This window comes from Arthrobacter sp. MYb229, from assembly GCF_002975405.1.
Taxonomy (GTDB): Bacteria; Actinomycetota; Actinomycetes; order Actinomycetales; family Micrococcaceae; genus Glutamicibacter.
Map to the genome: position 1 here is coordinate 17,714 of NZ_PCPS01000007.1, position 18,783 is coordinate 36,496.

At 62.0% G+C, this 18,783-nt stretch carries 16 protein-coding genes and 1 tRNA gene; 12 read left to right on the top strand and 5 right to left on the bottom strand.

The window, feature by feature from the left end:
- Positions 1-134 precede the first annotated feature (134 nt).
- Positions 135-857: a response regulator gene (locus CQ019_RS15635; protein WP_105554336.1), complete on the bottom strand. Its 723-nt coding sequence runs from the start codon at positions 855-857 to the stop codon at positions 135-137.
- Positions 854-2,545 (bottom strand): ATP-binding protein, encoded by a 1,692-nt coding sequence (locus tag CQ019_RS15640; RefSeq protein ID WP_105570090.1) that lies wholly within the window; start codon positions 2,543-2,545, stop codon positions 854-856. Before CQ019_RS15640 ends, CQ019_RS15635 begins: the two co-directional genes overlap by 4 nt.
- A gap of 168 nt (positions 2,546-2,713) precedes the next feature.
- Between CQ019_RS15640 and CQ019_RS15645 the strand changes: the two genes are divergently transcribed.
- Positions 2,714-4,015, top strand: coding sequence for a cation:dicarboxylate symporter family transporter (locus CQ019_RS15645; RefSeq protein ID WP_105570091.1), 1,302 nt, complete (start codon positions 2,714-2,716; stop codon positions 4,013-4,015).
- Positions 4,016-4,229: 214 nt separating this feature from the next.
- On the opposite strand, the gene CQ019_RS15650 is transcribed toward CQ019_RS15645, so the two are convergent.
- From CQ019_RS15650 to CQ019_RS15660, 3 genes are all read right to left on the bottom strand, one after another.
- A complete protein-coding gene (locus CQ019_RS15650) occupies positions 4,230-4,685 on the bottom strand; it encodes a hypothetical protein (protein ID WP_105554333.1) in 456 nt (151 codons plus the stop codon).
- Positions 4,686-4,837: 152 nt separating this feature from the next.
- Entirely contained in the window at positions 4,838-5,188 is a 351-nt protein-coding gene (locus CQ019_RS15655; RefSeq protein WP_105570092.1) for a VOC family protein, read from the bottom strand.
- A gap of 96 nt (positions 5,189-5,284) precedes the next feature.
- Entirely contained in the window at positions 5,285-5,869 is a 585-nt protein-coding gene (locus CQ019_RS15660) for a TIGR03086 family metal-binding protein (RefSeq protein ID WP_105570093.1), read from the bottom strand.
- Positions 5,870-6,346: 477 nt separating this feature from the next.
- Between CQ019_RS15660 and CQ019_RS15665 the strand changes: the two genes are divergently transcribed.
- The 11 genes from CQ019_RS15665 to CQ019_RS15715 all read left to right on the top strand — a co-directional run bounded on the left by CQ019_RS15665 (position 6,347) and on the right by CQ019_RS15715 (position 18,709).
- A complete protein-coding gene (locus tag CQ019_RS15665) occupies positions 6,347-7,204 on the top strand; it encodes a ParA family protein (RefSeq protein WP_176484102.1) in 858 nt (285 codons plus the stop codon).
- Positions 7,204-8,079, top strand: a complete 876-nt coding sequence (locus CQ019_RS15670) for a ScpA family protein (protein WP_105570094.1) — start codon at positions 7,204-7,206, stop codon at positions 8,077-8,079. Before CQ019_RS15665 ends, CQ019_RS15670 begins: the two co-directional genes overlap by 1 nt.
- On the top strand, positions 8,072-8,662 hold the full coding sequence (scpB, locus tag CQ019_RS15675) for an SMC-Scp complex subunit ScpB (protein ID WP_105570132.1): 591 nt from the start codon (positions 8,072-8,074) through the stop codon (positions 8,660-8,662). The genes CQ019_RS15670 and scpB overlap by 8 nt, the downstream gene beginning before the upstream one ends.
- Before the next feature lie 99 nt (positions 8,663-8,761).
- On the top strand, positions 8,762-10,030 hold the full coding sequence (locus CQ019_RS15680; RefSeq protein WP_105554329.1) for a pseudouridine synthase: 1,269 nt from the start codon (positions 8,762-8,764) through the stop codon (positions 10,028-10,030).
- Between the two features lie 3 nt (positions 10,031-10,033).
- Positions 10,034-11,137, top strand: coding sequence for a prephenate dehydrogenase (locus CQ019_RS15685; protein WP_105554328.1), 1,104 nt, complete (start codon positions 10,034-10,036; stop codon positions 11,135-11,137).
- On the top strand, positions 11,119-11,817 hold the full coding sequence (cmk, locus tag CQ019_RS15690) for a (d)CMP kinase (protein WP_105554327.1): 699 nt from the start codon (positions 11,119-11,121) through the stop codon (positions 11,815-11,817). Before CQ019_RS15685 ends, cmk begins: the two co-directional genes overlap by 19 nt.
- A gap of 103 nt (positions 11,818-11,920) precedes the next feature.
- Positions 11,921-13,453, top strand: a complete 1,533-nt coding sequence (der, locus tag CQ019_RS15695) for a ribosome biogenesis GTPase Der (RefSeq protein WP_105554326.1) — start codon at positions 11,921-11,923, stop codon at positions 13,451-13,453.
- A 101-nt stretch (positions 13,454-13,554) separates the two neighbouring features.
- Positions 13,555-13,631 (top strand) — tRNA-Pro (locus tag CQ019_RS15700).
- Between the two features lie 111 nt (positions 13,632-13,742).
- A complete protein-coding gene (locus tag CQ019_RS15705) occupies positions 13,743-14,594 on the top strand; it encodes a PhzF family phenazine biosynthesis protein (protein WP_105570095.1) in 852 nt (283 codons plus the stop codon).
- Positions 14,595-14,859: 265 nt separating this feature from the next.
- A complete protein-coding gene (locus tag CQ019_RS15710) occupies positions 14,860-16,572 on the top strand; it encodes an ABC-F family ATP-binding cassette domain-containing protein (RefSeq protein ID WP_105570096.1) in 1,713 nt (570 codons plus the stop codon).
- A 247-nt stretch (positions 16,573-16,819) separates the two neighbouring features.
- Positions 16,820-18,709, top strand: a complete 1,890-nt coding sequence (locus CQ019_RS15715; protein WP_105570097.1) for an FAD-binding monooxygenase — start codon at positions 16,820-16,822, stop codon at positions 18,707-18,709.
- Positions 18,710-18,783 lie beyond the last annotated feature (74 nt).

Here is an 18,783-nt window from a genome sequence, read left to right on the forward strand (position 1 = left end):
AGTCCTAAGACGAGCACCATCGAGATCGCCAACCAGGCCGCGCAGTCGGTCACCATTTGCCCCTGGAATCACAGCGAATCATACCGAACGCCGCGAGAGAAGGTGGCGGAAACCTTATTCCGCCACGGACGGCGCTAGCTCGAATTGTGCCGGTATTCGAATTCCGGTCTCCCGCGCGTGCCATGCCGAGGCTGCTTCACCGCCGAATTAGCCATCGCCAGATGCTCCAGGTAGCGGCGCGCCGTCACGCGGGAAAGGCCCAGTTCTTCGCCGAGCTCGGTAGCCGAGAAGGCGCGGGCGGGGCTGGCTGCCAGATGGGTGCGCACCTGCTCCAGGGTCTGGCTGATCAGCCCCTTGGGCAGGGACAGCGAGGCGCTGGTGGTGCGCAGCGCGGAGAACGCGGTATCGATGGAGGCCTGCGAGGTGGAGGAGCCGGTGGAACGCATGGTGGCGATGAACGCCCGGTGGTTTTCGAGTTTTTCGGCAAACACCGCGAAGCTGAAGGGCTTGATCAGGTACTGGGTGATGCCGGTGGCTACGGCCGAACGCACTACCGCCAAGTCCCGAACCGCGGTGATCGCGATGATGTCCAGCGTGTAGCCGCGCCCCCGCATGCGCCGGGCCACGTCGATGCCGTGCAGATCCGGCAGGGTCATATCCAGCAGGACCAGATCATAGGGCGTGCCGGCGGCGTGCGCTTCGGCCAGCAACTGCAGGGCGCCGTGTCCATTGGCCGCGATGGCTCCGGTGCGAAAGCCAGGTACCCGGTCCACATAGGTGGCGTGGGCGCGTGCGGTTTCCGGTTCGTCGTCGACCACCAGCACGAGGAATTCGGCGGTCGGCTCGGTGTGGCTCACGCGTGCTCCTCCTTGGGCGGTACCGGCAGGGTGACGGTGAAGATCGCACCGGCGTCGTTGTCTATGGTCATTGTTCCATGAAGCCGCGCCACCGCCTGCTGGACGAGGGCCAGACCGAGCCCGCGCGGTGCGCTGCCCTGTTTGGTGCTCACCCCGAAGCGCAGCAGGTTCTCCAAGAATTCGGGTTCGATGCCCGGGCCGGAGTCGGCCACCGCGATGATGACCTCGTCGGCAAGGGCGGTGACCTCCACCCAGACGGTGGATTCCGCGGTGCCCACCGAGACGTCCAGCGCATTGTCGAGCAGGTTGCCCACGATGGTCACAATGTCCGTGGCGTGGAAGGTGTCCGGACGCACCACGCCTTCGGCGCTGATGCTCAGCGTCACCCCGCGCTCGTGCGCCTGGGCGGACTTGGCCACCAGCAAGCTGGAGAGGTACACATCGTCGATATTGCGCACGATCGCGTCGGTGAGCGCCTGCGAGTGCTGCCGGTCGTCGACCGCGAAGGCCAGCGCCTTGTCCGAGCTGCCGTTTTCGATGAGCGTGGCGATGGTGTGCAGGCGGTTTGCGTGTTCGTGGGTTTGCGCGCGCAGGGCGGTGGAGAAGGTCTTCAGCGACTGCACCTCGCCGGTCAGCTCCTGCACCTCGGTCAGATCCCGCAGGGTGAGCACCTGCCCGGTGGGCGGCTGCACGCGCAGCCAGCGCAAGGGCAGGCGGTAGCGGCCGGGCAGCTGGGTGCCGGTCAGCCGGGCGTTGCTCTGCGACACGGCGAGCACCGATCCGTGGCCCAGATGGATTTCATCGCGGGCCGCTCGGCCACCGGCCATCAGCTCGCGCAGGGTGTCGGGCAAGCCGGCGTCGGCCAATTCCAACCCGCCGCCGGGGGTCTGCGCCGGAAGCTGCAGCAGCCGGGCCGCCTCGGAGTTGTAGAGCACGATGCGGTGCTTGCGATCCAGCAGGATCAGCCCCTCGCGGACCGAATGCAGGGCGGAGAAGTAGAAGGCGTAGAGCCGGCGCAGCCCGTGCGGGCCGAAGCCGAGGGTGGCGCTCTGGATGTACCGGGAGAAGGACCAGGAGGTGAAACCGGCCAAGAGCAGGGCGAAGAGCGAAACCAGCAGGATCTGCGGGAGCTCCTCGCGGTAGAGCACCTGCAGGCTCTCCAGCGTGATGCCGGTGGCGACCATGCCGACCAAGGTGCCGTCCGCGGCGTAGACCGGGGCGATGGTGCGCACCGAGCGGCCGAGGGTTCCCACCGCTTGCTCCGAATAGACCTGCCCGCGCAGCGCTTGCGCGGTGGAGCCCGAATAGCGCTTGCCCAGCTGTGCCGGATTCGGGTGGGTCACGCGCAGCAGGTCCGGTGTCATGATCGTGATGAAATCTATCGTCGGCGCGTGGGACAAGATGTCCTGGGTGTAGGGCTGCAAGCCGGCGCTGGGATCCGGCTGCTGCAAGGAGTCAACCACAAACGGGTCGTTGGCCAAGGTGGTAGACACCGTGGCCACGGTCGATTGGCGTACATCGAGCACCACCCGGGCCTGCTGCTGGTAGGAAGCGATGCCCAGCCACACCACCACCACGATGACCAGCAGCATCTGCGCGGCGAAGATTCGTGCCGCGAAGGACCAGCCGTCGCGGGTCAACGGGACCGGCGCATTGGCAGCGGCAACCTCCTGCGGGTTGCTGACCATCTGGCTGACTCCTTCGTCGGGGAAGTTTAAGTTTCTGCTGTGTGAACAATATGAACGCAATAGAGAGGCGGATCACTTTGGCGCGCACGATGGGACAAGAACGATTTTACGCGCCAGCCCGATGATGACGTTGAGCTGGCCCCTCGGCATATTAAGGCTGGAATCTCCATGGCTGTCACAGAACAAGTTCCGCAGGACCCTGCGTCGCAGGCACCGGTCAAGAAAAAGGACCGCACCCACTGGCTCTACATCATGGTGATCGCCGCCGTGGTGCTCGGCGCAGCCATCGGGCTGATCGCACCGGACCTCGGCAAGGCACTGAAGCCACTGGGAACGGGCTTCGTTGCGCTGATCAAGATGATCATCGCACCGGTCATCTTCTGCACCATTGTCCTAGGCATCGGCTCGATCGCCAAAGCAGCCACCGTGGGCAAGGTCGGCGGCCTGGCGCTGCTGTACTTCATGACCATGTCGACCTTCGCGCTGGCCCTGGGCCTGCTGGTGGGCAACCTGATCCACCCCGGCGAAGGCCTGGAGCTCAAGCCCTACGAGGCCGGTGGCGGCGACGCCGAAAACCCGACCGTCGCCTTCCTGCTGGAACTGATCCCCGGTGATCTGCCGGTGCTGCCGACCCTGGTCCTGGCGCTCATCGTCGGCTTCGCGCTGCAGTCCATGGGAAAGTCGGGCGAGCCGGTGCTGAACGCCATCAAGAGCATTCAGCAGGTCGTCTTCCGCATCATGATGATGATCATGTGGGTTGCTCCACTGGGCGCCTTCGGCGCGATCGCCGCCGTGGTCGGCGCCACCGGCTGGGCCGCCATCGGCTCGATGGCCATCCTGATGGGCGCGTTCTACCTGACCTGTGCGGTGTTCATCGTGGTAATCCTTGGAACTATTCTGCGCCTGGTCACCGGCCTGAACATCTTCTCGCTGCTGAAGTACCTGGCCCGCGAATACCTGCTGATCTTCTCCACCTCGTCCTCCGAGTCGGCGCTGCCGCGCTTGATCGCCAAGATGGAGCACGTCGGTGTCTCGAAGCCGGTAGTGGGCATCACCGTGCCAACCGGCTACTCCTTCAACCTCGATGGCACCGCGATCTACCTGACCATGTCCGCGCTGTTCGTCTCCACCGCCATGGATATGCCGATGAACCTCGGCCAGCAGGTCGGCCTGTTGCTGTTCATGATTATCGCTTCCAAGGGCGCAGCCGGCGTGACCGGTGCGGGTCTGGCCACATTGGCCGCCGGACTGCAGGCGCACCGTCCGGAACTGCTTGGTGGCATGGGCGTGATCGTGGGTATCGACAAGTTCATGTCCGAGGCTCGCGCGCTGACGAACTTCACCGGTAACGCGGTGGCCACCTTGCTGATCGGCAAGTGGACCAAGGAACTGGACATGGGGCAGGCCCGCGCCGTGCTTGCCGGCGACCGTCCGTTCGATGAGCTCTCAATGAATCCAGACGCCCACTAGTCTCGATAGACGCATAACCCAAAAATTCCGCGGTTCCTCTAAATGGAACCGCGGAATTTTTAGTTTCTGGCATGAAACCACGTCGAACTACCGGGCATTGGAGCTGGCGCATCGGCACAGACCGCCCAAGGCAACCGCCAGCGTTGGGCCGCTGACGTCTATCTATGATCAGCCGGCACCCATCGCGAACCGAGCTTGGGCTCAGTGCCCTGAATTAGTCCTTGGCAAGGCGAACCGTAGTAGTGGTGCCCATCATGCCCGCTTCGTAACTGATCTGTTCGTCGCTGAAAGTGAATTCTTTAGTGTCCGAAGTCGAAGCCAACAATGCGCTATCGGTAGCTGCTTCATCCCGTTTCGAAGTCCAGACGTACGACTCCGCGGCTTTTGCAGGAGCTTCGAAGGTGCCGACCCAATACACGGACTTGGTATCGCCGTTATTGGTCACCCAATCGATGCTGATCATGTCATCGCTAACGGTGGCGCTTTGGAAGGCGTCATCACTTTGGGAGTTAACCTGTTTCCATTCCCCGGTCAGGTCAGCCGGTTTCGCTTCTTGTATGACTTGCGCCTCGGTTGTCTCGGCGGATTTATCGGTAGCTGCAGGGGCACTGGAGCATCCGACGAGCATTACGGTCAGCGCAAGTGCGATGGGTGCGAGTGATTTTCTCATTCCTTCAGTGTTACAAGCGCAGACATTACTTTGAAGTAGTTGAACCTTGAAATAAAACATCGTTCCACTGTGCGCTGATGTTCTCGCGATTCTCCCGACCTGTGCTGAGTTGGGCAGCGAGCCTGGGCCAATTGGCCGTTCTGCCGCGGCATTCAGGGCAGCGGAATGACCAGGGCCCCGGCGAGAACTACGCGATTTCCGTCGGGATCCTCCAACTGCAGGATATGCGCGCCCCCGCCCAATTGCGGACCCTGATGCGCGAGTCCGGTCTCAAGCAGGCGAGCGGCTTCCGCATCGAGGTCGGACTCATCGAGCACGATGGTCGAGTTGCCAGCATGGTCAGGTTCGGACCAAACCTGCACCCCGTAACCTACGCCAAGGTGCCATTCCAGCAAGCCAGGCATGGGCCGGTGATCCGGTTCGCGACCGAATAAGACGGTGTACCACTCTTCGGCACGTGCAAGATCGGTGACCGTGCAATTGGCAAGTATTCCTTTGATCATGGCTCTGTCCTTCGTTGCTGGGTTCTGCACCGTGGTGTTCCAGTCGAACACGGGAGCTGAACTGCTGCAAGCCTTTTGAGCCGGGCGGTTTTCAAACTACGGGGTTGGATTTTCTTCGACGCGACGGCCAAGGAATGCTACGAGCCTTTCGATCGCCGGCGCATCATCTGCGATGGCCTGCACCGGATCGAAGCGCCCGGTTCGGGGCTGATCTGCGAGCTGGCGCCGAACGAACTGCAAAGCTTGTTCGGCCAAGTCCTCTAGCGGCTCGAGTTGCTGGCCGGTGGCTTGGGCAAGGTCCCAGCCGTGCGCGAGCAGATCGTACATGCGTATCTGCAACCGCTCCTGTCCGGTGGCCGAACCCATGGGGCTCTGATAACTGCGTTCAAGGGCTCCGGGGCGATCGAAGGCGGCGAGTAGCCGGGTGGATGAATCGAGATAAGCGGCGAGCGGATCATCGCCCAGGACGTCGGTCGTGCGCTGCGGCGGTGACTGCTCGGTCATGAGGGCGGTAAAGACGAGGTTCATGCCGACCAGGTGCGCGATCAACTCGCGCACCGTCCAATCGGTACACGGGGTGGGCGCGGAGAGCTCTCCGGCATCAGTCCCTTTGATGAGTTCCGCGACCGAGGACAATGCGCGTTCAAGCTGTTTCACGGTTAGCTGCTGTGGTGTGCTCATGATTCCTCCAGATGATTCATATGGCCAGGTGGCGATGGGTGCGCAACATCCATAGATGAAGTTTCCCGAAGCAGTTTATCGATAACAACGCCAGACGGCGGATGTTCTGATGCGGAGTTCGGGGAGCCGATGGGTTGACGGGCAATTATTTCGTGAAAGAATCACGATGCAGCCATCGTCGAGCCTTGATTGCGAAGACCACCGGCTTGAACACTGAGCTCATCGCCCTGCCGGCCGGTGCATGGGTGGCGAAATGCCCGCGTCGTCGTCTTCAGCTGATACTCCGAGAGGCTTCCAGCTCCCTTACAACATTTGAGTTAAGGTTCAAGGTAAAGGCTCGCCGTATGAGAACCGCAAACCCGAGAATTTTTGAACCGAACCGTTAACCTTTAACCAAGTACATCGTCCGATCCGAACGGGAAGTGTGGTTCACCCATCGTGAGCGAACAGCAGGGAAGCAAACAGCGCGGCACGGGAATGCTCAAGGAGCCCCGCCCGCTCGGTCCCACCGGTAAACCGCTAACCGAATTCCCGACCCCGCAAGAACTTCCATCGCACGGCCCGGCGCGGGTGATCGCGATGGTCAACCAGAAGGGTGGCGTGGGTAAAACCACCTCCACCATCAACTTGGCCGCCGCGCTCGCCGAATACGGTCGCAAGGTGCTGCTGGTGGACTTCGATCCGCAGGGCGCGCTCTCCGCGGGCTTCGGGATGAACCCCCACGAGCTGGACATGACCGTCTACAACGTGCTGATGGACCGCAAAACCGATATCACCGATGCGATCCGCAGCACCGAGGTGGAGAATATCGATCTGCTGCCGGCCAATATCGATCTCTCCGCCGCCGAGGTGCAGCTGGTCAACGAGGTCGCTCGCGAGCAGGCGTTGGAACGTGCGCTGCGCAACGTGATCGACGACTACGACGTGGTGCTCATCGACTGCCAGCCCTCCCTGGGGCTGCTGACCGTCAACGCGTTGACCGCGGCGCACGGAGTGATCATCCCGTTGACCGCAGAATTCTTCGCGCTGCGCGCGGTAGCACTGCTGATGGAAACCATCGACAAGGTCAAGGACCGGCTGAATCAGGTGCTCGAGGTCGACGGCGTGGTGGCCACCATGTACGACGCCCGCACCCTGCACAGCCGCGAGGTCATGTCCCGCCTGGAGGAAGCCTTCGGGGACAAGCTCTTCGAGACGGTCATCAAGCGCACCATCAAATTCGCCGATGCCAATGTCGCCGCCGAACCGATTACCACCTATGCGGGCAATCACCCGGGCGCCGTGGCGTACCGGAATCTCGCGAAGGAACTGATCTACCGTGGTGGCGCCCCTTAATGAGCGCGCAGGCCACCGAAAAAACCGCCACCGACCCATCCACCACGGATGAGACGGCTGGCGGTTTTCGGCTTGCACTGGAAAATTTCAACGGCCCCTTCGACGTGCTGCTGCACCTGATCACGCAGCGCGAAATGGACATCACCGAGGTGGCGCTGGCCGAGGTCACCGACGAATTCATCGCCTATCTCAAGGAACTGCAGGGCGCCGGGGACGGGCTGAAGCTGCTCGATGAGACCACCGAATTCCTGGTGGTCGCCTCCACGCTGCTCGATCTCAAGGCGGCCCGGCTGCTGCCGCGCGGCGAAATGGCCGACGAGGAAGACTTCGAGCTGCTCGAAGCACGGGACCTGCTCTTCGCCCGGCTGCTGCAGTACAAGGCGTTTAAGCACGCCGCAGAATTCCTCGGGCAGCGCTACCACGAGGAATCGGCGCGCCGGCCGCGCGAGGTGTCGCTGGAGCCGCAATTCGCCGCCCTGCTGCCGGAGCTGATCTTCAACATCGGCCCGGAGAAATTCGCGCAGCTCGCCGCCGCGGCTCTGGTCCCGAAGCCAGAGCCGGTGACCGAGGTAGGGCTTTCGCACCTGCACGGGGCGAATGTCACCATCGGCGCCGAGGCGGAGGCGATCACCGCGATGCTCACCGAGCGCGGCACCTTGGATTTTGCGGCGCTGATCGCAGACACCAGCGAACAGTTGGTCGTGGTGGTGCGTTTTCTGGCATTGTTGGAGATGTTCAGGCAGAAGGTCATCGTATTCGCGCAACAGGATCCGCTGGGCCGGCTGGAGATTTCGTTGGCCGGCGAGCAGGACTTCGACGTCCAAGCGGTGCAGGATAGCTACGAGGGGAGTGCTGGTGAGCCAGATCATGAGTGAGATTGCACCCATCGACGAGCTCCCCGGAGGGCTCAAATCGGGGCTCGAAGCGGTGCTGATGGTCGCCGATTCGCCCGTATCAACGGCACGTTTGGCCGAAATCTTCGAGTTGCCGGTAGCCCGGATTGCCACCACCTTGGAAGAGCTGGCGACCGAGTATGATGGTAAAGATCGTCCGCGTGGATTTGAACTACGCCGTGTCGCCTCTGGCTGGCGCTTTTATACGCGGACCGATTACGCCGATTTCGTCTCCAGTTATGTGCTCGACGGGCAAACAGCACGCCTTTCGCAGGCCGCCCTAGAAACCCTGGCTGTCATCGCTTACCGACAGCCGGTCTCGCGTGGACGTATTTCGGCGATTCGAGGTGTTAACGTCGATTCGGTGGTGCGCACACTGCTGACTCGGGGATTGATCACGGAGTACCCGGAAATGGGCGACGGCGGAGCGACGCTGTACCAAACTACCGAGTACTTCTTGGAACGACTGGGACTGGGCACGCTGGAGGAACTTCCGGCGCTCTCCCCGTATCTTCCCGGAGTAGCCGACCTTGAATCGCTCGATTCGGCAACCTACGACGATTAGGCATCCGCGAATATAACGGATGCCGACCGGACACCAGATGCGTCCCGCTTGGCTGAGCGGTGCGCCCGCGATACGTAACAGACAAGGGAAGTACGAACCATGAACAAGGGTTCCTCGGCACCGCGCAATCCGCGTGGCCCCAAGAGCTTCGGCGGCAAGTCCGCCGGCAACAAGTCCTACGGCGAGAAGTCGTACGGCAACCGCTCCGATGACAACAAGTCCTATGGCAATCGTTCCGAGGGTGGTCGCTCGGAGGGCGGTCGTTCCTACGGCGAGAAGTCGTACGGCAACCGCTCCGAGGGCAACAAGTCCTATGGCAATCGTTCCGAGGGTGGTCGCTCTGAAGGCGGTCGTTCCTCCGGCGAGAAGTCGTACGGCAACCGCTCCGAGGGCAACAAGTCCTATGGTGCGAAGAACGCGTCCGGTGCAAAGCCTTACGGCTCCAAGCCGGGGACCAGGTCCGGCAAGCCGGGCGAAAGCCGCGATAAGTCGAGCTCGGCGGCCTTTGGGAAGAACTCCGAGCGCGCCTTCGGCAAGGAGCGCTTCGGCAACTCAGTGCAGTCCAGCTACGCTCGTCCTACCCAGCGCGCTCGCGCCCAGGCACGGGTCGAAAACCAGGCCAACCGCGTCGAAAACCAGGATGGGATCCGTCTGCAGAAGGCCATGGCCAACGCCGGGGTCGCTTCGCGCCGCGTCTGCGAACAGATGATCACCGAGGGCCGGGTCGAGGTCAACGGCTCGCTGGTCGTCGAACTCGGTGCCCGCGTGGACCCGAAAAAGGACTCGATCCACGTCGATGGCATGCGTCTGCAGCTGAACCAGTCGAACAAGTACTTCGTGTTCAACAAGCCCAAGCACGTGATGTGCACCATGGATGACCCAGAAGGCCGTCGCACCATCGCGGACTACTTCCGCCACGAGCACGAGTCGCTGCGCCTCTTCCACGTCGGGCGCTTGGACTACAAGACCGAAGGCCTGCTGATTCTGACCAACGACGGGGAACTGGCAAACCGCCTGCAGCACCCGAAGTACGAGGTCCCGAAGACCTACCTGGTGCAGATTCCCGGCCCGATTTCGCGCGCCGCGAGCAATGCCCTGCGCGAAGGCATCCGCTTGGAAGATGGCTGGATCAAGGTTGATGATCTTAAAGTGATTGACACCACACCGAAGTCCGTGATGGTGGAGGTGACCCTGCACTCGGGCCGCAACCGCATCGTGCGCCGCATGTTCGACGCGGTGGGCCACCCGGTAGAGCGCCTGGTGCGCGTGGGCATCGGACCGGTCCAGCTGGGCGACCAGAAGCAGGGAACCATCCGGCCACTGGGCAACCAGGAAATCGGACACCTGATGGCCATGGTGGGGATGTAGCCCATGCCCACCTCTCACCTTGCCGGCCCGGTGCTGGTGATCGGCACCGGACTGCTGGGCACATCGGTGGGCCTAGGACTGCGCGCCAAGGGCGTGGCGGTCTACCTGCAGGACATCTCGCCGACCGCGGCGGGCGTGGCCCAGGACATCGGCGCCGGCCAGCCGCTGGATGCGCAGACGCGCATCGCCCCGGAGCTGGTGGTCATCGGCGCTCCGCCGGATGTCACCGCCGCGCTGGTGGCCGATGCATTGCTGGCCTACCCGAACGCGACGGTGGTGGACATCGCCAGCGTGAAGGGCTCGATCCTCGACGCCGTATGCGCCGACCAGCGGCTGGGTGAGGCCGAACTCGCCCGCTATGTGGGAACCCACCCGATGGCAGGACGGGAGAAATCCGGTCCGGCCGCCGCGCGCGGGGCGCTGTTCACCTCGATGCCGTGGGTCATCTGCGCGCATGCGCAGGCAACCGCGGCCAGCGTGAAGACCGCCGAGGCGCTGGCCATCGATCTGGGGGCGACCCTGCATCGCATGGATGTCCGGACCCACGACGAGTCGGTCGCGCTGACCAGCCACTTCCCGCAGGCAGCCAGCTCGATGATCGCCTCGCGGCTGCTCAACGCCGAGGCCCACCAGCTGGGCCTGGCAGGCAACGGACTGCGCGACATGACCCGCATCGCGGCCAGCGATGAGAAGTTGTGGATCCAGATTTTCGCGCATAACGCCACCGCGCTGATCCCGATCCTCTCGGGGATGAAGGAAGACCTGGACCGGCTGATCAACACGCTGCACAACCCGCAGGGCCCTGGGGCGCTGCTGGATCTGTCGCAGCTGATGAGCGAGGGCAACGCCGGGCAGGCGCGGATTCCGGGCAAGCACGGTGCGCCGCCGCAGGCCTTCGCGCTTGTCACCGTCGTGGTGGATGACAAGCCGGGGCAGATCGCCGCGCTGATGGCAGACATCGGGGCAGCGGGGATCAACCTGGAGGACCTGCGCATGGAGCACTCCGCCGGACACCAGGTTGGCCTGGTGGACGTGTCGGTGCTCCCTGGCCGGCGCGATGAACTGATAAACGTATTGACGAACAACGGATGGAAAGTAGCCCAGTGACGCACGCAGCTAACCCGACGAACCTTGTCGTTGCCATCGACGGACCCAGCGGTTCGGGCAAGTCCTCGGTCTCCAAGGCCGTGGCCCGCGCACTGGGCGCGGCCTATCTCGATACCGGTGCAATGTACCGGGCGATCACCTATTCGGTGCTCGAAGCGGGAACCGATCTGAGCGACGCGGACGCGATCGCCCAGGCGGTGCGCGCGGCGACGCTGGAGATTTCGGTGGATCCGGACCGCGAGCAGGTGGTCATCGGGGATACCGTGGTGACCGACGCGATTCGTGAACCGCGCATCTCGGAGCAGGTTTCGGCGGTGGCCACCAATCTGGAGGCCCGCGCCGAGCTGGTGCGCCGGCAGCGCGAAATCATCGCCGCCAACACGCGCATCGTCGCCGAGGGACGCGATATCACCACCGTCGTCGCCCCGGACGCGGAAGCCCGCATCCTGCTGACCGCTTCCGAGGAAGCGCGCCTGCGCCGCCGCGGAATCCAGCTCGGCGGAACCCAAGACGCGAACCAGCTCCAAGCCCAGGTGCTGGAACGGGACAAAAAAGATTCGACGGTAGTGAACTTCACCCAGGCCGCCGACGGAGTCATCACCGTGGACTCTTCGGACCTGGATTTTGAGCAGACCGTCGCAGCCGTGCTTGACGCAATCGCCACGGCTGCGAAAAAGTAGTACCAACTAAGCCATAATCGGCGCCCATCCTCGGCGAGAGCCGATGAAGATTCACGTCCCGCCCGAAACAACGGGTCGGACCTATCGCCTTGAAGGGAAAATCATGAGCGAGCACAACACCTCCCACGACGGGGAGTACACCCCGGTCGTAGACGACGATATCGCCGAGCGCCTAGCCGAACTGAGCGAGGAAGACGCGGAAATCCGTACCCGCGCCCTGCTCTCCGGCCTCGAAGACTATGACCTGGACGCGGAGGACTCCGCCCTGCTTTCGGGCCTGGACGATGACTCCGAAGACGATTCAGACGTTGTCATCCCACCGGTCCTGGCCATCATCGGACGCCCCAACGTAGGCAAGTCGACCTTGGTCAACCGCATCCTCGGCCGCCGCGAAGCGGTCGTGGAAGACGTACCGGGGGTCACCCGTGACCGTGTTTCCTACTCGGCCGAGTGGCTGGGCCGCCCGTTCAGCGTGGTTGACACCGGTGGTTGGGAGCACGATGCCAAGGGCATCCACGCCTCCGTTGCCGACCAGGCCGAAATCGCCGCCGATGTGGCCGACGCGATCCTCTTCGTTGTCGACTCCCATGTGGGTGCCACCGCGACCGACGAGGCAGTGGTGAAGATGCTGCGCAAGAAGCGCAAGCCGGTCTTCCTGGTCGCCAACAAGGTCGACGATTTCAACCAGGAAGCCGAAGCCGCCACGCTGTGGGGCCTCGGCTTCGGCCAGCCATGGCCGGTCTCCGCTCTGCACGGCCGCGGCACCGCGGACCTGCTGGACGCGGTCATGGAGAAGCTGCCCAAGCACTCCGCCCACGGTGGAGTGATCCCTTCGGGCGGTCCGCGCCGTATCGCGCTGATCGGCCGCCCCAACGTGGGCAAGAGCTCGCTGCTGAACAAGCTCGCAGGCTCCGAGCGTGTCGTCGTCGACGATTACGCCGGCACCACCCGCGACCCGGTTGATGAGCTCATCGAACTCGGCGGCGAAGTCTGGCGCTTCGTGGATACCGCAGGTATCCGCCGCCGCCAGCATATGGCGCAAGGCTCGGACTACTACGCCTCGCTGCGCACCCAGACTGCCCTGGAAAAGGCGGAAGTTGCGGTGGTGCTATTGGCCGCGAACGAAACCGTTTCCGAGCAGGACGTGCGCATCATCCAGTTGGCCGTCGACGCCGGCCGCGCGCTGGTGCTTGTGTTCAACAAGTGGGATGAGGTGGACGAGGATCGCCGCTACTACCTGGAGCAGGAGATCGAGCGCGACCTGGCCCACATCGAGTGGGCGCCGCGCATGAACATGTCCGCGCTGACCGGCTGGCACAAGGACAAGATGGTTCCGGCGTTGCATACCGCGCTGGAATCCTGGGATAAGCGTGTTCCGACCGGCAAGCTCAACGCGTTCCTCGGCGAGCTGGTTGCGGCGCACCCGCACCCGGTGCGCGGTGGCAAGCAGCCGCGGATCCTCTTCGGCACCCAGGCCTCGGCCCGTCCGCCGAAGTTCGTGCTGTTCACCTCCGGATTCCTGGATCCGGGATACCGCCGCTTCATCGCCCGTCGCCTGCGCGAGACCTTCGGTTTCGAAGGCACTCCGCTCGAAGTTTCGATGCGTATCCGAGAGCGTCGCAGCCGCACCCGGTAACGGTTCGAAAATTACCCCGCACATGAGGTAGGGTGATTGAGGAGCTTTTCGTAGACGGCACCCCGAGCCGAAAGGCGCGGGGATAACGGCTGCGAGAGCATCGGGCTATGGCGCAGCTTGGTAGCGCGCCTGACTGGGGGTCAGGAGGTCGCAGGTTCAAATCCTGTTAGCCCGACCAGCTGAAAAACCCCGGCGAAAATACGTTTTCGCCGGGGTTTTGGCATGTCGAAACGCAAGTGAGCGCGGCTTTCGCTAGTATTTTTTATACTCGGGTGAAAGGTCCCAACTCATGCTGCGTAGTTTCCGACAGGTCGATGTCTTTGGCGTACAACACTATAAGGGCAACCCGGTAGGCGTCGTGCTGGACGCGGTGGGACTGAGCGACGATGACCTGCGCGATTATTCGGTGTGGTCGAATTTGTCGGAGTGCACCTTTGTCTACCCGCCATCCTCGCGGCAGGCCGACTACCGGTTCCGAATTTTTAGCCTGAGCACGGAGCTTCCCTTTGCCGGCCACCCCACCTTGGGTACCGCCCGGGCATGGTTGGATCAGGGAGGAGTACCGCGCCAGGCGGGAATGATTATTGCCGAATGCGAGGCGGGTCTCGTGCCGATTCGCATCGAGGATGACCTGCTCAGTTTCGTTTCTCCTCCCGCCACTCGCACCGGGGAGGTCGAGCCAGGCTATCTGGCACAGGTCATCGAGATCTTGGGTGTCGCCGCCGAAAGCGTGCTCGCTGCCCAATGGGTGGACAACGGCCCGGGGTGGGTAGGCCTGCAGCTTTCCGATGCGGCAACGGTTCTGGGCCTGAACCCCAACGCCGCTGGCCACCCAGGTGATTGGAACATCGGAGTCATCGGTGCCCTAGCGCCGGGTGAGAGCCCGACAGGGGAAGACTTTGAGGTGCGCACCTTCTTCACCGAAGACGGTTTCGATATGCGCGAAGATCCGGTGACGGGAAGTTTCAACGCGGCCGTCGCAGCGTGGATGCTGGATACCGATCGTGCCCAGGCGCCGTACGCGGTGCGCCAGGGAACTGCGATGAATCGACGCGGTCACCTTGAAATTTCGGTCTCCGACGGCCAGCTTTGGGTCGGCGGCGCAACGCACGTAGCCATCTCGGGACAGATCGATCTCTGACGTGTCGGCCAAGGTCGCTACCGATGTTTAATCGGTAGCGGCCTTGGCAGCCGTGAAGTCCACGCGTACTGTGGAATGCATGGGAACGTTGTTTTTATAGACCGGAACACCGCGTTGAGTCACACTCCGCGGTGTATCCTTCGCACGAATACCGGGACATTCCCGGGATTATTTCGTGAGCCCGGTCCATTTTGGCTCTTAGCCGACGACTATCCGTGTAGCCGATAGCCCCCTTTGGCTTCGGTCCGCGAGGGAGGATATCCCCATGTCCCGCGAACCCGAACATCCAGAAAATCCGCCGCGTCCCATCGACGGCTTCGAAAGCTTCCAATGTTCGCTCGAACAGGTCAGCCACAGCTTCGGCGATCGCGATGTGCTGCAGGAGATTGAGCTGCATGTGGCCGCACACCAAAGACTTGCCATACTTGGCGACAACGGGGCCGGCAAATCAACGTTGCTGCGGCTGCTTTCCGGTACATTGGCGCCGACATCCGGGCGAAGACGCGTTCACGTGCCCGGCGGTATCGCCATGGCTAGCCAACATCCACAGTTCGTATCCGGTGCCACCGTCCAGCAGGCCATCGACGGCTATCACCGCACCTTCCGCGACCTTGAACGTCTCCTCGCCGCCATTGGCCGACGTTTGGAACGTTCACCTGAGGACGAGGCCGCACGACTTCTAGTTCAGCTGTCGCAAGTGACAGAGCTCTATGAAGCACGCCAAGGCTACTCGCTGGATCAGCGGCTAAACCGTGCATTGGAACAGCTTGGCCTCGGCGAAGTTGATCGCAACGCTCCAGTGGCGACCCTTTCTGGCGGCCAACGGTCTCGGTTGACCTTGGCCGCGGTGCTGTGCGCAGAGGCGCAGCTGTTGCTCCTGGACGAACCGACCAATGATTTGGATGATACCGCCTTGGAATGGCTGGAGCAGAGCTTGCATGCCCATCGCGGTGCGCTGGTGGTCGTCAGCCATGACCGGGTGTTTTTACGCAGGTTCGCCCACGAAATCGTGCAGGTGCATCAGGGAAAGCTACAGCACTACGGTGATGGCTACCTAGGATATTTAAGTGAGAAAAAACGAGAACGCGAGCGGCTGATTGCCGAACATGAGCAGTGGAGCCAGGAACTTGAACGGGCTCGCAAGCTGGTGCTCAAAAATGCGTCTCGGGTGTCAGCTGTACCGCGAAAGCGCGAAAAGGCAGGATTTGGGCACGGTTCCTTTCGACAGCGCAGCCGTACTCATGGTTCGACGAGCAAAACACGCCAGGCCAAGTCGCGTATCAACGAGCTAACTGCAGCACCTGCCGTGGAACCGGCCAAGGAGCTGCACTTCGCCTTGCCCGAGGCAGCCGAGCAAAACGGTGGGACCCGCGAAGAGCTGATCCTAGTTGATGGTGCGTCACGCAGTAAGGCGCCGGCGGTAAACGCAGAAAAGTTCATCATCAGGACGGGGGAGCGGTGGCTGGTCTCAGGGCCCAACGCGGCGGGTAAATCAGCACTATTGCGAGTGCTAGCCGGTGAACTTCCAATAGACCATGGACTCGTGGCGCGCGCATCGCATTTGAGCGTGCAATGGTTGCGGCAGGAGTTATGCGCTCTGCCCGGGCAAAGCGTCGTTGAAGCTTTTGCCTTGGCAATTGACGAGTATGTACCGCAAGCATGGGTAAAGCTGGCGCACTTGGGGCTTTTCGAGCCGCAGGATTTCTCACGCCATCCGCAAAGCCTTTCGGTGGGTCAACAGCGCCGGTTGGAATTGGCGGTCGCCCTGTCTAGCGGGGCTGAGCTGCTATTGCTCGATGAACCGACGAACCATCTGTCTCCAGAACTCGTGGAAAGCGTGGAAGAAGCCCTTGCCGACTATGCCGGAACCGTCATCACGGTGACACACGATCGGCGTTGGCAGCAAAAACTCTTCGAGTCCTGCCAAGTGCGGCGCCTGCTTGTTGCACCGGGCGGGATCGTTACCGAAGTCCGCTGAGGGCGGCGAAGGCACTTCACGGACGGTGGTACACCAGGGCGAGGGTCGGAAAGGGTGTATCCAGAAATGCTTTATCGGCGTAGATTTTGAGCCAGTGACTTAGGCAAAGGTGAGATGTGCGTAATCTCGGCTTGTGTCGACGTTCACAGTTCACTTATAGTTAGTGTGCGATATGCGAATCTAATGTTCGATTATAGAACACCTAAGTTTTGAGCCAAAGCGTTCACAGAGAAGTGAGGATGAAGCTGTGCAGTTTCACCACAATGGATATGTATCGGGCGACCCACGCATCGAGCCGGCCGCCGGAACCGGTCTCAACCGACCGGCCGACCTTCCGGACGCGATGGACGTATTGATCGTCGGTGCTGGTCCCGCAGGTATCATTACTGCTGCGCAGCTTTCGCAGTTCCCCGAGGTGCACACGCGGATTATCGACCGGCGCCCGCACCGCTTGGAAATCGGCCAGGCCGACGGCATCCAAGCGCGCAGCGTCGAAACTTTCCAGGCTTTTGGCTTTGCTGAGCACATCACCGCCGAGGCGTACCAGATCAAGGAAACCATCTTCTGGGAGCCGGATCCGAAGAACCCGGAGAACATCATCCGTGGCGCCCGTACGCCTGATGACGCTCACGGCATTAGCGAATTTCCACACCTGATCGTGAACCAGGCTCGCGTTATTGACTACTTTGCCGACTACGCAAACAACTCGCCAGCACGAATCACCCCAGACTACGGCTGGGAATTCAAGACACTCGAAGTCCATGACGGTGAGGAATACCCTGTCAAGGCCACCTTGATTTCCACCGATGGCGAGACCAAGGGCCAAGAACGCGTTGTGCGTGCCAAGTACGTCGTTGGCTCGGACGGAGCCCGCAGCGGCGTGCGTCGTTCCATCGGCGCGCAACTCGCCGGCGGCGCAGCAAACCATGCGTGGGGCGTTATGGACACTCTCGCGCTCACCGACTTCCCTGACATTCGCACCAAGTGCGCCATCCACTCCCAGGCTGGCTCGATCTTGCTGATCCCTCGCGAGGGTGGAAACCTGTTCCGGCTTTATGTGGACCTAGGCGAGGTTCCAGAAGACAACAAAGGCAAGGTCCGTGAAACCACCTTGGACCAGGTCATCGAACATGCCAAGGCGATCCTGCACCCGTACACGCTTGAGGTGAAAGACGTTGCGTGGAACAGCGTTTACGAGGTTGGCCACCGCCTGACCGACCGCTTCGACGATGTCCAGGTCGAAGAAATTGGTACTCGGGAGCCACGCGTCTTCATCACCGGCGACGCTTGCCACACCCACTCGGCCAAGGCCGGCCAGGGCATGAACGTGTCCATGCAAGACGGTTTCAACCTCGCTTGGAAGCTCGGCTACGTGCTCTCCGGCCGGGCGCCCGAAGAGCTGCTGCGTACCTATTCGGGCGAGCGCCAGGTCATCGCAAAGAACCTGATCGACTTCGATAAGGAATGGTCCTCGTTGATGGCGGCCAGGCCTGAAGAATTTGAAGGCAAGGAAGGTATCGCTGAATTCTATGTGCGTACCGCCGAGTTCCCTGCAGGCTTCATGACCGAATACCAGCCCTCGATTCTCACCGGCGAAAAAGATCATCAGGACTTGGCCAAGGGTTTCCCGATCGGCAAGCGTTTCAAATCATCTGAGGTCATGCGCCTAGGCGACAACAATCCTGTGCACTTGGGCCACCACCACCGCGCAGACGGTCGATACCGTATCTACGTGTTCGCCGACCAAGCTGTGGCCGGTGCCGATTCGAAGGTGACCAACCTGTCGAAGTGGCTGCTCGAATCGCCAGAATCACCAATCGTCAAGTTCACCCCGGCTGATGCCGATATTGATTCACTTTTCGACGTGAAGGTCGTCTTCCAGCAGGATTACACCACCTTCAACCTCAATGACGCGCCGAAGGTCTTCCGTCCTAACAGCGGCAAGTTCGGACTGATGGACTACGAGAAGGTCTACGCGGTGCTCGATGGCTCAGATATCTACGCGAAGCGTGACATCTCGGCTAACGGTGCCATTGTGATCGTCCGCCCTGATCAGTATGTTGCTAATATCCTGCCGCTGGATGCGACGGCCGAGCTGGCGACCTTCTTCGACGGTGTTCTGGTTCCGAAGAACTAGGCTGCTCACGAAGCCGAATCAGGCTACCCAAGGTCAATGATTGCCCCGTCACGAATCACGTGGCGGGGCAATCG

Coding starts and splice junctions, on each gene's coding strand:
- scpB (WP_105570132.1), top strand. CDS start 8,072: ATGAGTGAGATTGCACCCATCGACGAGCTCCCCGGAGGGCTCAAATCG.
- CQ019_RS15640 (WP_105570090.1), bottom strand. CDS start 2,545: ATGGTCAGCAACCCGCAGGAGGTTGCCGCTGCCAATGCGCCGGTCCCG.
- CQ019_RS15710 (WP_105570096.1), top strand. CDS start 14,860: ATGTCCCGCGAACCCGAACATCCAGAAAATCCGCCGCGTCCCATCGAC.
- der (WP_105554326.1), top strand. CDS start 11,921: ATGAGCGAGCACAACACCTCCCACGACGGGGAGTACACCCCGGTCGTA.
- CQ019_RS15655 (WP_105570092.1), bottom strand. CDS start 5,188: ATGATCAAAGGAATACTTGCCAATTGCACGGTCACCGATCTTGCACGT.
- CQ019_RS15670 (WP_105570094.1), top strand. CDS start 7,204: ATGAGCGCGCAGGCCACCGAAAAAACCGCCACCGACCCATCCACCACG.
- CQ019_RS15660 (WP_105570093.1), bottom strand. CDS start 5,869: ATGAGCACACCACAGCAGCTAACCGTGAAACAGCTTGAACGCGCATTG.
- CQ019_RS15680 (WP_105554329.1), top strand. CDS start 8,762: ATGAACAAGGGTTCCTCGGCACCGCGCAATCCGCGTGGCCCCAAGAGC.
- CQ019_RS15705 (WP_105570095.1), top strand. CDS start 13,743: ATGCTGCGTAGTTTCCGACAGGTCGATGTCTTTGGCGTACAACACTAT.
- CQ019_RS15645 (WP_105570091.1), top strand. CDS start 2,714: ATGGCTGTCACAGAACAAGTTCCGCAGGACCCTGCGTCGCAGGCACCG.
- CQ019_RS15650 (WP_105554333.1), bottom strand. CDS start 4,685: ATGAGAAAATCACTCGCACCCATCGCACTTGCGCTGACCGTAATGCTC.
- cmk (WP_105554327.1), top strand. CDS start 11,119: ATGGAAAGTAGCCCAGTGACGCACGCAGCTAACCCGACGAACCTTGTC.
- CQ019_RS15685 (WP_105554328.1), top strand. CDS start 10,034: ATGCCCACCTCTCACCTTGCCGGCCCGGTGCTGGTGATCGGCACCGGA.
- CQ019_RS15665 (WP_176484102.1), top strand. CDS start 6,347: ATGCTCAAGGAGCCCCGCCCGCTCGGTCCCACCGGTAAACCGCTAACC.